9 protein-coding genes are annotated in these 13,783 nt (G+C 74.5%); 5 read left to right on the top strand and 4 right to left on the bottom strand.

Going from position 1 to position 13,783, the window contains the following annotated elements:
- Positions 1-119: 119 nt before the first annotated feature.
- The gene (locus ACZ4M5_RS02975; RefSeq protein WP_467732845.1) at positions 120-2,018 is read right to left on the bottom strand and encodes an ABC transporter ATP-binding protein; all 1,899 of its coding nucleotides are present in this window, start codon (positions 2,016-2,018) and stop codon (positions 120-122) included.
- Positions 2,019-2,234: 216 nt separating this feature from the next.
- On the opposite strand from ACZ4M5_RS02975, the gene ACZ4M5_RS02970 reads away from it, so the two are divergent.
- From ACZ4M5_RS02970 to ACZ4M5_RS02955, 4 genes are all read left to right on the top strand, one after another.
- Positions 2,235-3,218, top strand: coding sequence for a lysylphosphatidylglycerol synthase transmembrane domain-containing protein (locus ACZ4M5_RS02970; RefSeq protein ID WP_467732407.1), 984 nt, complete (start codon positions 2,235-2,237; stop codon positions 3,216-3,218).
- Between the two features lie 242 nt (positions 3,219-3,460).
- A complete protein-coding gene (locus tag ACZ4M5_RS02965; RefSeq protein WP_467732405.1) occupies positions 3,461-4,558 on the top strand; it encodes a mechanosensitive ion channel family protein in 1,098 nt (365 codons plus the stop codon).
- 295 nt (positions 4,559-4,853) lie between these two features.
- Positions 4,854-7,073: an NADP-dependent isocitrate dehydrogenase gene (locus tag ACZ4M5_RS02960; protein WP_467732403.1), complete on the top strand. Its 2,220-nt coding sequence runs from the start codon at positions 4,854-4,856 to the stop codon at positions 7,071-7,073.
- Between the two features lie 130 nt (positions 7,074-7,203).
- Complete coding sequence (locus tag ACZ4M5_RS02955; RefSeq protein ID WP_467732401.1) at positions 7,204-8,007, top strand: N-formylglutamate amidohydrolase; 804 nt, start codon at positions 7,204-7,206, stop codon at positions 8,005-8,007.
- 33 nt (positions 8,008-8,040) lie between these two features.
- Here the strand turns inward: ACZ4M5_RS02955 and ACZ4M5_RS02950 are convergent, their stop codons facing one another.
- The 3 genes from ACZ4M5_RS02950 to ACZ4M5_RS02940 form a co-directional block, all read right to left on the bottom strand.
- Positions 8,041-8,520: a hypothetical protein gene (locus ACZ4M5_RS02950; protein WP_467732843.1), complete on the bottom strand. Its 480-nt coding sequence runs from the start codon at positions 8,518-8,520 to the stop codon at positions 8,041-8,043.
- 5 nt (positions 8,521-8,525) lie between these two features.
- Positions 8,526-9,101 (bottom strand): RNA polymerase sigma factor, encoded by a 576-nt coding sequence (locus ACZ4M5_RS02945; RefSeq protein ID WP_467732399.1) that lies wholly within the window; start codon positions 9,099-9,101, stop codon positions 8,526-8,528.
- Positions 9,102-9,163: 62 nt separating this feature from the next.
- Positions 9,164-10,594 carry a S8/S53 family peptidase gene (locus ACZ4M5_RS02940; RefSeq protein WP_467732397.1) on the bottom strand — a complete coding sequence of 477 codons (1,431 nt, stop codon included), beginning with the start codon at positions 10,592-10,594 and terminating at the stop codon, positions 9,164-9,166.
- Between the two features lie 138 nt (positions 10,595-10,732).
- On the opposite strand from ACZ4M5_RS02940, the gene ACZ4M5_RS02935 reads away from it, so the two are divergent.
- Positions 10,733-13,339, top strand: a complete 2,607-nt coding sequence (locus ACZ4M5_RS02935; protein WP_467732395.1) for a CHAT domain-containing protein — start codon at positions 10,733-10,735, stop codon at positions 13,337-13,339.
- The last annotated feature ends 444 nt before the right edge of the window (positions 13,340-13,783 follow it).

Below are 13,783 nucleotides of genomic sequence, written 5' to 3'. Positions count from 1 at the left end.
GGCGGCCCCGATGCCGAGTCGTCCCATCATGACGCCCACCAGCGGAAATCGGAAGTGAGGTGTCGGGAGGCGCTCGGGCGCGGCCCGGCACGCGGGGGCGCGGCGGGGTGTCCACGGCCCTACGCGACGGCGGGCTGTTCCGGGTTCTGCTCCGAGGTGGGGCGCGCGTCCTCGAACTGGGTGCGGTACAGCTCGGCGTACCGCCCGTGCGCGGCGAGCAGTTCCTCGTGGGTGCCCTGCTCCACGATCCGCCCGGCCTCGACCACCAGGATCCGGTCGGCGGAGCGGACCGTGGACAGGCGGTGGGCGATCACGACCGCCGTACGGTCGGTGAGGGCCTCGGCGAGGGCCTCCTGCACGGCGGCCTCGGAGGTGTTGTCGAGGTGGGCGGTGGCCTCGTCCAGGATGACGACGCGCTGGCGGGCCAGCAGCAATCGGGCGATGGTCATGCGCTGCCGCTCCCCGCCGGACAGACGGTACCCGCGCTCGCCCACGACGGTGTCCAGTCCGTCGGGCAGGGACCGCACGAGTTCCTCCAGGCGGGCCCGGCGCAGGGCGTCCCACAGCTCGTCCTCGCCGGCCCCCGGCCGGGCCATCAGGAGGTTGGCGCGGACGGTGTCGTGGAAGAGGTGCCCGTCCTGGGTGACCATGCCGACGGTCTCGCGCAGGGACCGCGCCGACAGGTCGCGGACGTCGACGCCGCCGACGCGTACGGCTCCCCCGTCGGCGTCGTACAGGCGCGGTAGCAGCTGGGCGATGGTGGACTTGCCGGCGCCCGATGACCCCACGAGCGCCACGGTGTGGCCGGGTTCCGCGCGGAACGAGACGCCGTGCAGCACCTGTTCGCCGCCCCGGTCGTCCAGCGAGGCGACCTCCTCGAGGGAGGCCAGGGAGACCTTGCCAGCGGCCGGGTAGCCGAAGCGCACGTCGTCGAACTCGACCGCCACGGGCCCCTCGGGCACCGGACGGGCGCCGGGCCGGTCCTCGATGAGCGGCTTCAGATCGAGCACCTCGAAGACCCGCTCGAAACTGACCAGGGCGCTCATCACCTCGACCCGGGCCCCGGCGAGCGCGGTCAGCGGTGCGTACAGCCGCGTCAGCAGCAGCGCCAGCGACACGACCGCACCGGGCTCCAGGGTGCCGCGCAGGGCCAGGTAGCCGCCGAGGCCGTAGACCAGGGCCAGGGCGAGGGCGGAGACGAGGGTCAGGGCGGTGATGAACGCCGCCTGGGCCGTGGCCGTGCGCACCCCGACGTCCGCCACCAGGCGGGCACGCTCGGCGAACTCCCGGGACTCCTCCTCGGGCCGCCCGAAGAGCTTGACCAGGGTGGCGCCGGGGGCCGAGAACCGCTCGGTCATACGGGTTCCCATCGCCGCGTTCAGGGTGGCCGCCTCGCGCTGCATCCGGGCCATACGGCTGCCCATGCGGCGTGCCGGGAGCACGAACACCGGCAGCAGCACCAGCGCGAGCAGGGTGATCTGCCAGGAGAGGGTCAGCATCACCGCCAGGGTGAGCAGGAGGGTGACGAGGTTGCTGACCACTCCGGACAGGGTGTTGCTGAACGCGCGCTGGGCGCCGATGACGTCGTTGTTGAGTCGGGAGACCAGGGCGCCCGTACGAGTGCGCGTGAAGAACGCCACCGGCATGCGCTGCACGTGGTCGAAGACGGCCGTGCGCAGATCCAGGATGAGGTGCTCGCCGAGCGTCGCCGAGAGCCTGCGCCCGAGGACGCCCAGCACCGCCTCGGCGACGGCGATCACCGCGATGAGCAGGGCCAGACGCACGACGGCCGCCTCGTCGCCGTCCGACACGATGGTGTCGACGACACTGCCGGCCAGCACGGGCGTGGCCACCGCGAGCAGCGCGGTGCCGACGCCCAGCAGGACGAACAGGACGATCCGGCGACGGTGCGGACGGGCGAAGGCGCCGACGCGGCGCAGCGTCGCCAGGGCGAAGGGGCGGCGCTCCTGCTGGGCGTTCATGACGCTGTACAGCTGCGTCCACGCCGTGGTCTCCATGCTCATGGATGGGAACGTAGAACCTCAAGGGGCGTTGAGGTCAAGGAGCTCGCGCAACAGCCCCGACATCCCGCACAATCAGCCCGATCCCCCTCTTCCCCGACCCACCGCGCAAAGGTCCCGATGACGCTTCCCACGCAGCCGCTTCCCGCGCGCCATCCGCAGGCTCCGCTCCCGCAACCCGCCGTTGGCGGGGGGTGGGAAGCCTCGTGCGATGTGACAGCGGTTCACCTCCCCGACGTCCGGCCGGCCCGGCTCCCCCGTCGCGTCCCGGCCCGCCGCGTGCGGCAACTCCTGTGCCTGCTGCCGCTCCTGCTGGTCACCGTGGTCGCGGTGCGCCACCGCTCGGTGCTCGCCGAGGGTTTCGCGCACCTGCGCACCGCCGAGTGGCCGTGGCTGCTGGCCGCGGCCGGGACGACCTGTCTGACCTGGGTCGCCGCCTCCTGCACCCGGCAGGGCGCGGTCGTCGAGCGACTGCCCCGACGGCGTCTGCTGGCCACGCAGTTCGCGGCCGGCGCCGCCAACCACATGCTGCCGACCGGGCTGGGCGCGAGCGCCGTCAACCTGCGTTTCATGACGGTGTGCGGGCTGCCGCTGGCCCGTTCCTCGGCCGCCCTCGCGCTGTACCTGCTGGCGGAGAGCGTCGGCCGGGTGGCCCTGCTGGGCGCCCTGCTCCTGGCGTTCCCCGGCGCGTTGCGGCCGGGCGCGCTGGTGCCGGAGACGGCGTTCGGGCCGCTGCTGGTTGGGGCGGGCGCGGTGCTGGTGATCGCCGTGCTGGTCCTCGTCCTGGTGCGGCGGCTGCGTGCGGCACTGGTGTCCTTCCTGCGCACGGCGCTCGGTGAGGCGCGCAGGGTGCACACCCGCCCGGCGCGGGTGCTGGCGCTGTGGGGCGGCGCGCTGGCGTTCCCGGCGCTGCAGGCGTCCGTACTGGTGCTGGTGGGGCGGGCGTTGGGGCTGGACGTGCCGGCGGGCCACATGGCGGTGGCCTATCTGGCGGCGACGGTCGCGGTGGCGCTGGTGCCGACCCCGGGCGGGATCGGGTCGGTGGAGGCGGCGCTGGTCGTCGCCCTGGTGGCGGCGGGCGGCCCGGCCGCGGTGGCCACGGCCGTGGTGCTGGCGTTCCGGGTCGTCACCGTGTGGCTGCCGCTGGCGCCCGGGGCGCTGACGCTGGCGGCGCTGGTGCGGACGAAGGTGATCTGACCCGGCGCATCCGGCGTACGTGACGGAGCGTCATGTGCCTCGACTCACCCTCCGCTCACCCCCGCCCGCGGTACGGACCCCCGTGCGGGATGCGGCAGGATGAACGACCGTGCCGACCGCCGGCCCGGGTGGTCGGACACCATCGGACATCACGCAGAACGAGCAGGTGACGACGTGACGACACTTCACATCCGACCGCCGCGGACGGCGTTCGCGGCGCTTCGCGTCCCCGGAGGTGACCGGTGAACCGGACCCTCACCCTGGACGATCTGCTGTTCGGAGGCATCGCCCTCGCCTCGGGCCTGCTGGCGGCGTTCGCGCTGCGGGTGCTGCTGCGCTGGCTGGGCGGGCACGCGGACCGGACCCGCTGGAGCGGCGACGACGTCATCGTGCACGCGCTGCGGGCCGTGGTGCCGTGGGCCGCGGTGGTCGGCGGCGTGGCGGGCGCGGCGGCGGTGCTTCCGCTGACGCGGGCGGTGCAGCACACCGTCAACCAGGTGCTCACCGTGCTGCTGATCTTCGTCGCGACGGTGTCGGCGGCCCGGGTGGTGACCGGGCTGGTGCGCTCGGTCACCCAGTCCCGTTCCGGGGTCGCGGGTTCCGCCACGATCTTCGTGAACATCACCCGGATCCTGGTCCTGGCGATCGGCTTCCTGGTGGTGCTCCAGACCCTGGGCATCTCCATAGCGCCCCTGCTCACCGCCCTCGGCGTCGGCGGGCTCGCGGTGGCGCTGGCCCTGCAGGACACCCTGGCCAACCTGTTCGCGGGCATCCACATCCTCGCCTCCAGGACGGTCCAGCCCGGCGACTACATCCGGCTCAGCAGCGGCGAGGAAGGCTACGTCGAGGACATCAACTGGCGGCAGACCACCGTCCGGAACCTGTCCAACAACCTCGTCGTGATCCCCAACGGCCAGCTCGCCAAGGCGAACATGACGAACTTCATGCGCCCCGAGGAGCAGCTGACCATCCTGGTCCAGGTCGGGGTCGCCTACGACAGTGACCTGGAGCACGTGGAGCGGGTGACGAACGAGGTCGTCGCCGAGACCATGGCGGAGGTCGAGGGGGCCGTGCCGGACCACGAGCCGATCATCCGGTTCCACACCTTCGGCGACTCCCGCATCGGCTTCACGGTGATCCTGGGCGTGGGCGAGTTCAGCGACCAGTACCGGATCAAGCACGAGTTCATCAAGCGGCTGCACCGGCGCTACCGCGCGGAGGGCATCCGCATCCCCGCCCCGGCCCGGACCGTGGCGCTCCAGCAGGGCGCGGTGGTCATCCCCCAGCAGCGCACCGGCGAGATGGAGCCGGGCGCCCTGCCGATCGCCGGCTTCGACTGAGCCCGGTCACGGCCTCGCGGCGGCCGGGTCCCCGACGGCCGCGGACGTGGTCCGCGGCCGTCCGGTAACCCACCGTCACCGCGCCGGACCCGGGGGGGATGGGCGAGGGGCCGGGGGCAGCGCACCGGCCCGGATCCCCCTCCGCGGGACGGTGCGCCCGGCCCCGCGCCGACCTGGGTCTTCTCGGGTGGCGGAGCGGATGGCGCGAAAGTGGGCGTGGACCCCTGTCGAGACCGGGTCGATCACGAGATATCTTGATGTCGAGCAATGTTGCAGACGTGGAGCGGAGCACCCGGTGACTGACTCGACCATCATCTATACGCACACTGACGAGGCCCCCGCCCTGGCGACGTATTCCTTCCTGCCGGTGGTCCGGGCGTACGCCTCGCAGGCGGGTGTCCCGGTGGAGACCCGCGACATCTCGCTGGCCGGGCGCATCATCGCCGTGTTCCCGGAGTACCTGGCCGAGGACCAGCGCATCCCGGACGCCCTGGCGGAGCTGGGCGAGCTGGCCAAGACGCCCGCCGCCAACATCATCAAGCTGCCGAACATCTCGGCGTCCATCCCGCAGCTCAAGGCCGCGATCGCCGAGCTGCAGGGCCAGGGCTACGCGCTGCCGGACTACCCGGACGACCCCAAGAGCGACGAGGAGCGCGAGATCCGCGCCCGCTACGACAAGGTCAAGGGTTCCGCCGTGAACCCGGTCCTGCGTGAGGGCAACTCGGACCGCCGCGCCCCCGCCTCGGTCAAGAACTACGCCAAGTCCCACCCGCACCGCATGGGCGCCTGGACCTCCGAGTCCAAGACCAACGTGGCGACCATGGGCGAGAACGACTTCCGCTCCACCGAGAAGTCCGTGGTGATCGCCGAGGACGGCACGCTGCGCATCGAGCTCGTCGGCGACGACGGCTCCACCACGGTGCTGCGCGAGTCCGTCCCCGTCCTGGCCGGCGAGGTCGTCGACGCCTCCGTGATGCGCGTCGCCGCCCTGCGCGAGTTCCTGACCGCGCAGGTCGCCCGCGCCAAGGCCGAGGGCATCCTGTACTCGGTGCACCTGAAGGCCACGATGATGAAGGTCTCCGACCCCATCGTCTTCGGCCACGTGGTGCGCGCCTTCTTCCCGAAGACCTTCGCGCAGTACGGCGAGAAGCTGGCCGCGGCCGGCCTGAGCCCCAACGACGGCCTGGGCGGCATCTACAAGGGCCTGGAGGCCCTGCCGGAGGGCGCCGAGATCAAGGCCTCCTTCGACGCCGAGCTCGCCGAGGGCCCGGAGCTGGCGATGGTCGACTCCGACAAGGGCATCACCAACCTGCACGTGCCCTCGGACGTCATCATCGACGCGTCCATGCCCGCCATGATCCGCACCTCCGGCCACATGTGGGGCCCGGACGGCCAGGAGCACGACGCCCTCGCGGTCATCCCCGACTCCTCCTACGCGGGCGTCTACCAGGCCGTGATCGACGACTGCCGCGCCAACGGCGCCTTCGACCCGTCCACCATGGGCACGGTCCCGAACGTCGGCCTCATGGCGCAGAAGGCCGAGGAGTACGGCAGCCACGACAAGACCTTCGAGATCCCGGTCACCGGCACGGTCCGCCTGGTCGACGCCGACGGCACCGCGCTCATCGAGCAGGCCGTCTCTGCCGGCGACATCTTCCGCGCCTGCCAGACCAAGGACGCGCCGATCAAGGACTGGGTGAAGCTGGCCGTCACCCGCGCCCGCGCCACCGGTGACCCGGCGGTGTTCTGGCTGGACGAGACCCGCGCCCACGACGCCAACCTGATCGCCAAGGTCAACACCTACCTGGCGGAGCACGACACCGAGGGCCTGGACATCCGCATCCTGTCCCCGGTCGACGCGACGAAGCTGTCGGTGGAGCGCATCCGCCGCGGTGAGAACACCATCTCCGTCACCGGCAACGTGCTGCGCGACTACCTGACCGACCTCTTCCCGATCCTGGAGCTGGGCACCAGCGCCAAGATGCTGTCGGTCGTCCCGCTGATGGCGGGCGGCGGCCTGTTCGAAACGGGCGCGGGCGGCTCCGCCCCGAAGCACGTGCAGCAGCTGGTCAAGGAGAACTACCTGCGCTGGGACTCCCTCGGCGAGTTCTTCGCCCTCGTGCCCTCCTTCGAGCAGTACGCCAAGGTGACGGGCAACGCCCGCGCCCAGGTGCTGGCCGACACCCTGGACCGCGCCACGGCGACCTTCCTCAACGAGGACAAGTCCCCGACCCGTCGCGTCGGCGGCATCGACAACCGCGGCAGCCACTTCTACCTGTCCCTGTACTGGGCGCAGGAGCTGGCGCGGCAGACCGAGGACGCCGACCTGGCGAAGGCGTTCGCGCCGCTGGCCGAGACGCTCGCCGAGAACGAGCAGAAGATCATCGACGAGCTGGTATCCGCCCAGGGCAAGCCCGTCGAGATCGGCGGCTACTACCAGCCCGACCCGGCGAAGGCCGCCGAGGCCATGCGCCCGTCCACCACGTGGAACGAGGTTCTGGCGTCCCTGAGCTGACGCCCCGGACCGACCGGTCCACCCCCTCCGCCCCGGCCGCGCACCGCCCGGCCGGGGCGGAGCCCTTGCTCGACCGTGCCCGGCACGACGGGCGACGCCGCACGACGGACAACGCCCTGGGAGCCGCACCGTGACCGACGCCCCGCCGCCCTTCGCACTGCTGCCGGGGGCCGCCGCCTCCCCCGTGATCCTCCATGTGCCGCACGCCGCCCGCGCCGTCCCGGCCGCCGTCCGGGCCGGTATCGCGCTCGGCGACGAGGAGCTGGCGCGCGAGCTGGACCACATCACGGACGCGCACACGGACCGGATCGCCGAGACGGCGGCCGGACTGGCCGGTGTCACTCCGTGGCGGTTCGTCAACCGCCTGTCGCGCCTGGTCGTCGACCCGGAGCGGTTCCCCGACGAGCGGGAGGAGATGCTGGCCGTCGGCATGGGCGCGGTGTACACGCGCACCACGCACGGGGAGGTGCTGCGGCCCACGGACGCCGAGACCGGGCCGCTGGTCGAGCGGTACTTCCTGCCGTACGCGCGGGCCATGACCCGGGCCGTGGCGGACCGGCTGGCGGCCTGCGGCCGGGCCGTGATCATCGACGTGCACTCGTACCCGAGCCGGCGGCTGCCCTACGAGCTGCACGGGGACGGGCCCCGCCCGCCCGTCTGCCTGGGCACCGACCCCTTCCACACCCCGGCGGCGCTCCTGGACGCCGCGCGGCGGGCGTTCGGGGAGACCGGGCTCGACACCCCGTTCAGCGGCACCTACGTGCCCCTCGAGTTCCACGGGACCCGGCCCGAGGTGAGCGCGCTGATGGTGGAGATCCGCCGCGACACCTACATGAGCGAGCCGGGCGGCCCCGCCGGACCCGGACTGGAACGGCTCGCGGGCGCGCTGGCCCGCCTCACCGACGCCGTGTCCGGCCCGGCCGCCACCGGCTGAGGCACGCCCGACGCAGGCCGGGAGGCGCGCCCGTCAGGCCCGCAGCCACTCGGTCACCACCACGTCCCCGCCCGTCCGCAACCGCAGGGCGAAGGGGCCGGACGGCGGCAGGTCGCCCGAGAAGCGTCCGAGGTCGTCGGCGGTCAGCGGGGTGCCCGGCCGCGGGCCGCCCAGGACCTCGACCCGCGCCGGCTGCGGCGGCAACACCTGCCCCATCAGGCCGTGCGCGCCGACCTCGACGTCGACGGTCACCTCGCCCGCCTGGAAGGTCAGCATCCGGGGCGCGTCGGTGACGCCCCGCACGGGGAGGGCGTCGACCAGCGAGTCGAAGGTCAGCTCGGCCACCCGCGCGCCGAGGTCGTGCAACGCGTAGGCGTCCAGGGCGATCTGCTGCAGCTCCGACGGCACGGGGTCGAGGACGGCGGCGGCCTGCCGCAGCTCCTCCTCCAGCAGCGCGTCGTCGAACTCCCGGTCGTCGAAGTCCTCTTCGCCGAAGAGGTCGTCGTCCCGCATGCCGCTCATACCGCCCCCCGTGCCTCGAGCCGGGCCCGCAGGCGCCGCAGGCAGCGCTGGCGCAGTGGTCCGATGCTGCCGACCGCGATCCCGAGCGCGGCGGACACGTCCTGGTAGCTCGGCGGCGGCGTGGCCATCAGCACGCGCAGCAACTGCCTGCACCGCTCGCCCAGTTGCTCGAACTCCTGCCACAGGCTGCGCACGCGCTCGCTCTGCGCGGCGGCCTCCTCGGCGTCGAGCAGCGACTGCTCCGGCGTACCGTCCTCGCTGGGCCGGTCCAGCAGGCCCGGATCGTCGGTCAGGGTCAGCCGCTGCGCGCTCTTGATCACCTTGAGGCACTCGTGGCGCGCGGTGCTGGCCAGCCAGGCGCCCGCCTTGCCGGGTTCACGGATCCGCCCGAGGTGCTGGGCGAAGCGGAACCAGGTGGTCTGGAAGACCTCGTGGGCATCGGCGTCGGAGAGCCGGTGGGCCCGTGCGACGGACCAGACCAGGGGGCCGAGCCCTTCCACGAGCGCCTTCCAGGCAGCCGCGTCACCGTCGGCCGCGGCCTGGACGAGCGCGCCGGCATCAGTACGGTCCACGGCAGCCCCACCCCTCGAGTACGGCACGTCATCGTACGCCGTGGAGGGGGCTGTTCCGGTCCTCACGGAGCCGGGGCCGGGTGCGCGACCGGGACCGGGCGCCAGGTCGGCGGACGCAGGGCCGGCACGGCCGCCCCGCGCACCCGCGCCGAACCCGCCTCGGAGGCCAGCAGGTCCCGTCGGGCGGCACGCGGGTCGCGCTCCTTGTGCGCGGTCATGCGGGCGGCGACGAGTCCGGCGGTGACGGGGGTGGCGAAGGAGGTGCCGCTCCACTGCGCGTACCCCTCGAACATCACCTGGTCCGGCTTGGCCGCGCCGCCCTCGTCGCTCAGGACCCCGCTGTGGCTGGGGCTCTGACAGGTGCAGCCGTATCCGGAGCCGTAGCGGCACGCGTCGTACGTGGAGTGCTGGTACACGTACGGAACGGGCGAGTCGAAGCCGGTGAGGGGGGCGGTGAGGCGCTCGCCGGGGGCGTAGACCTTCACCCAGGGGCCGTGGTTGGTGAAGCAGGCGCCGCACTCGCCGTCGCTGCGCAGGGCGCCGACCGACAGCACGGAGTCCTCCCAGCCGGGCAGGCCGGCGTAGGCGGCGGGCCAGAAGGGGTTGCCGCTGCCGTTGTTACCGGCGGCGGCGACCAGCAGGGTGCGCTGTTCGCGCAGTTCCCGCATGAAGTTCTCGACGCCGAGCAGGCCGTCGGTGCGGCCGTTGGAGGTGCCCGCGGACAGACTGAGGATGTCGGGCCAGCCGCTCGCGTCGACGGCCTCGAAGAGCTTGTCGCCGAACTCCGACTCCAGCACGGCGCCGGCGTCGTTGAGGCTGCCGCGGACGGTGATGTCGGTGTTGGGCGCGACGGCGGCGACGAGCCCGGCGATGAACGTGCCGTGCCCGACGTACTGCTGGAGGATCCCCCGGTCGTCGCGCTCGCGCACCTGCGCGTCGCCGACGGTGTGCGCGAGCAGGCCGCAGGAGCGGTGGTCGTGCATGAGGCCGGTGTCGACGACGAGGACGCCGACGGCGGTGGCCGGGTCGTAGGGGGTGTCCGCGGCGGCCGGGTTGGGCGGCTCGCTGAGCGGGGCGGGGACCGGCTCGTCGCCGGGGCAGGCGTTGACCGCGATGTGCACCACGTGGTTGCGGGCGGCCATCCGGCGTCCCGCCCGGGACTCGTGTTCCCGCACCGAGCGCAGGGCGTGGGCGACCGTGCGGTCGGCGTCCCGGCCGCCCTCGCCCGGGTCACCGACGCGGATCCGGGTGATGCCGCTGCGGTTGCCGGGCGGGCCCGCCCGGCGCACCTGCTCCTGGTCGAGATCGGGTGCCGCCGTGAAATGGGCCCGCACGGCGTCCTCGACGACCCGGGCCTCCTCGCCGTCGCGCACGAGGACGACGCCCTTCTCGTACATGAACTCCGCCGAGTCGTCCGGGCCCATCGCCAGCGGGACGTCCGGCATCGAGCGCTGGATCTGGTCGAACTGCTCGTGGAAGCGCTGAGGTGCCATGCGGGTCCTCTCGGGGGCGACGGCGCCGGTCGGTGCCGCGGAGCGGTCGTCGATTCTCTTCGACTGGAGCCGCCGTGCGCCTTCTTGATACACCGCCGCCCTGTGGGGCGCGGGCCTGCGGCCACTACCATCCGAGGAGTGACGGCGGGAAGCGAGTCGGTTGCGGAGCTGCTGCCCCTGGTGTTCGCCGACCCGGGCGGGGCCCTGGCGAGGGCGCGGGCGCTGCTGGACACCGGTCCGGGCCCGCTGGAGGCGTCCGTCGCCCATCAGGTGATCGGCATCTGGCAGCGGGACTTCGGCGATCTGCGGCTCGCCATCGGCCACCTGCGGCGGGCCCGGGCGTGCGCCGCGCGCGCCGGCTCGGCCGACCGGGAGGCGGACGTGCTGGCCACCCTGGGCGTGGCCCTGGTGCACGCCGGGCGCACCCGGGACGGGCTGGCCGCGTTCGAGCGCGGGGTGGCGCGGGGCACCGGGCACACCCGGGCGCGGGTGCTGTTCCGGCGGGCGTACGTGTGGTGGGTGCTCGGGCACCACCGTGAGGCGCTGGAGGACGTGCGCCGGGCCGTGCCCGTGCTGCGGCAGGCGCGGGACGTGATCTGGACGGCGCGGGCGCTGACCCTGCGGGCGACGGTGCACCTGGCGCTCGGCGCGGTGGAGCGGGCCGAGGCGGACTTCACCGCGGCCGAGGCGCTGTGGGAGACCACCGGCCAGGAGCACGACAAGGCGGACGCCGTGGAGAGCCGCGGGCTGGCCGCGTTCCGTTCCGGGGACGTGCCGGCGGCACTGCGGCTGCTGGACGAGGCCGAGGAGCGCTACGCCCGGCTCGGCACCCCGACGTTCATGCTGGTCATCCGGCGGTGCGAGGTGCTGATGGCGGCCGGGCTGGCACCCGAGGCGCTGGCCGAGGCGGACGCGGCCATCGGCCGGCTCGACGGCATCGGCGGGCAGTCCACCCGCAAGGCGGAGCTGCTCCTGGTCGCCGCGCGGGCCGCCCGCCTGGCCGGGGACCCGCAGACGGCGATCGCCCGCGCCGCCGTCGCGGTCCGGCTGTTCGCGGGGCAGCGGCGCACCTGGTGGGAGACGCACGCCCGGCTGGTGCTGACCGAGGCGCGGCACGCGGCCGGGCGCGGTTCGGGCCGGCTCGTCGCCGACGCGGCGGCGCTGGCCCAGCGGCTGGCGGCCCTCGGCGCACCCGCGGCGCCGGAGGCCTCACTGCTCGCGGGCCGGATCGCGCTGGACCTGGGGCGGACGGCCGACGCCGAGCGGCATCTGGCGCTGGCCGCGCGCAGCCGGCGCAGCGGCCCACCGCTGGCGCGACTGACGGGCTGGGCCGCGCAGGCGCTGCGGGCGCGGGCCGCCGGGTCGGCGCGGGGGGTGCTGGAGGCGTGCCGACGCGGTCTGGACGTCCTCGACGACCACCGGACGACGCTGGGCGCCTCGGAGTTGCGGGCCCGGGCCACCGCACAGGGCGCCGAGCTCGCCGCGCTGGCCCAGCGGGCCAGTCTGGTGTCCGGCGGGCCGCGGCGGCTGCTCGTGTGGAGCGAGCGCTGGCGGGCCACCGTGCTGTCGGCCCCGCCGACCCGGCCGCCCGCCGACCCCGTGCTGCTGAGCGGTATGACGGCGTTCCGGGAGATCGCGGCGCGCGCGGAGGCCGCCCGGATGGAGGGCCGGCCGGTGGTGGCGCTGGAGCGCGAACAGCGGCGCCTGGAACGGGAGATCCGCTCCCGCACCCTGCACATCCGGGGTGCGGCACCGGGTGAGGGGAACCGGTTCGACGTGGGGCGGCTGCTGGAGCGGCTGGGCGACGAGGTGGTGCTGGTCGAGCTGGCCGTGCTCGACGGACGCGTGCAGGTGCTGCTGTGTGGGCGGGGCCGGGTGCGGAGGTTCGAGGCGGGGTCGCCTGCCGCGGCGGAGACGGAGGCCGAGCACGTGCAGGCGGGGCTGCGGCGGCTGGCCCACCCGGGGGCGGACGCCCGGCTGCCGGTGGTGGAGGCGGCGGGGCGGCGGCTGGAGGAGCTGCTGCTGGGCCCGGCGGCGGCACAGCTGGGCCGGGGGCCGGTGGTGATCGTGCCGCCGGGGCGGCTGCACCGGGTGCCGTGGGCGCTGCTGCCGTCGCTGCGGGAGCGGGTGCTCAGCGTCTCGCCGTCGGCGGCCAGTTGGCTGCGGGCCCGGGACACCGCGCCGCCGGCGGACGGCCGGGCCGTCCTGGTCCGCGGTCCGGGTCTGGCCGGCGCGGGCGCGGAGGTGACGGAGCTGGCCGGGCGGTACGGCGGGGCGACGGTGCTGGAGGGCGGCGCGGCGCGGGTGCCGCGGGTGCTTCGCGAGCTGGACGGGGCGGGGCTGGCGCACATCGCCGCGCACGGCACGTTCCGCGCGGACAGCCCGCTGTTCTCCTCCTTGCGGATGGCCGACGGCCCGATCGTCGTGCACGACTTCGAGCGGCTGGACCGCAGCCCGTACCGGATCATCCTGTCCTGCTGCGACACCGCGCGCCTCGCGTCGGTCGGGGCGGACGAACTGCTGGGCCTGGTCACGGCGTTGCTGCCGCTCGGCACGGCCGGGGTGGTGGCGTGCAGCGCCCCCGTGAACGACGCCGCGGTCGTGCCGCTGATGCTCGCGCTGCACAAGGGCCTGGACTCCGGGCTGTCCCTGGCGGAGGCACTCCGCGACGCCCGCGCGGCCCTGCCCGGCGACGCCCTGCACCAGGCCACGGGCTGGGCGTTCTCGGCCTTCGGCGCGGCCTGACCGGTCCCCTGCGCGGGTCAGACCGCGGTCGGCGGGCGGACCGGGCTGCGGGCGCGGCCGACCGGCCCGCGAAGACCGACGGGACGGCGAGGGCCGACGGGACGGCGAGCACCGACGCAACCCGAGCCCGCACAGCCGGGCCAGGGCCGATCCGGGCCACGGACTGAACTCCCGGCGTTCGGCGCGGCCTGACCCGTCCCCTGCGCGGGTCAGACCGCGACCGTCGGGCGACCGGGACCCGCGCGTGCGGCCTACCGGCCCGCGGGCCGACAGCACGGCGAGCACCGACGCAACCCGAGCCCACGCAGCCGAGCCAGGGCCGATCCGGGCCACGGACTGAACTCCCGCCGTTCGGCGCGGCCTGACCCGTCCCCTGCGCGGGTCAGACCGCGACCGTCGGGCGACCGGGACCCGCGCGTGCGGCCTACCGGCCCGCGGGCCGAC

Source organism: Streptomyces sp. NPDC026246 (assembly GCF_055567995.1).
Note: the sequence above shows the minus strand (reverse complement) of the source record. Positions and strands in the feature narration are given on the sequence as shown.

Coding starts and splice junctions, on each gene's coding strand:
- ACZ4M5_RS02975 (WP_467732845.1), bottom strand. CDS start 2,018: ATGGAGACCACGGCGTGGACGCAGCTGTACAGCGTCATGAACGCCCAG.
- ACZ4M5_RS02950 (WP_467732843.1), bottom strand. CDS start 8,520: ATGCGGGACGACGACCTCTTCGGCGAAGAGGACTTCGACGACCGGGAG.
- ACZ4M5_RS02940 (WP_467732397.1), bottom strand. CDS start 10,594: ATGGCACCTCAGCGCTTCCACGAGCAGTTCGACCAGATCCAGCGCTCG.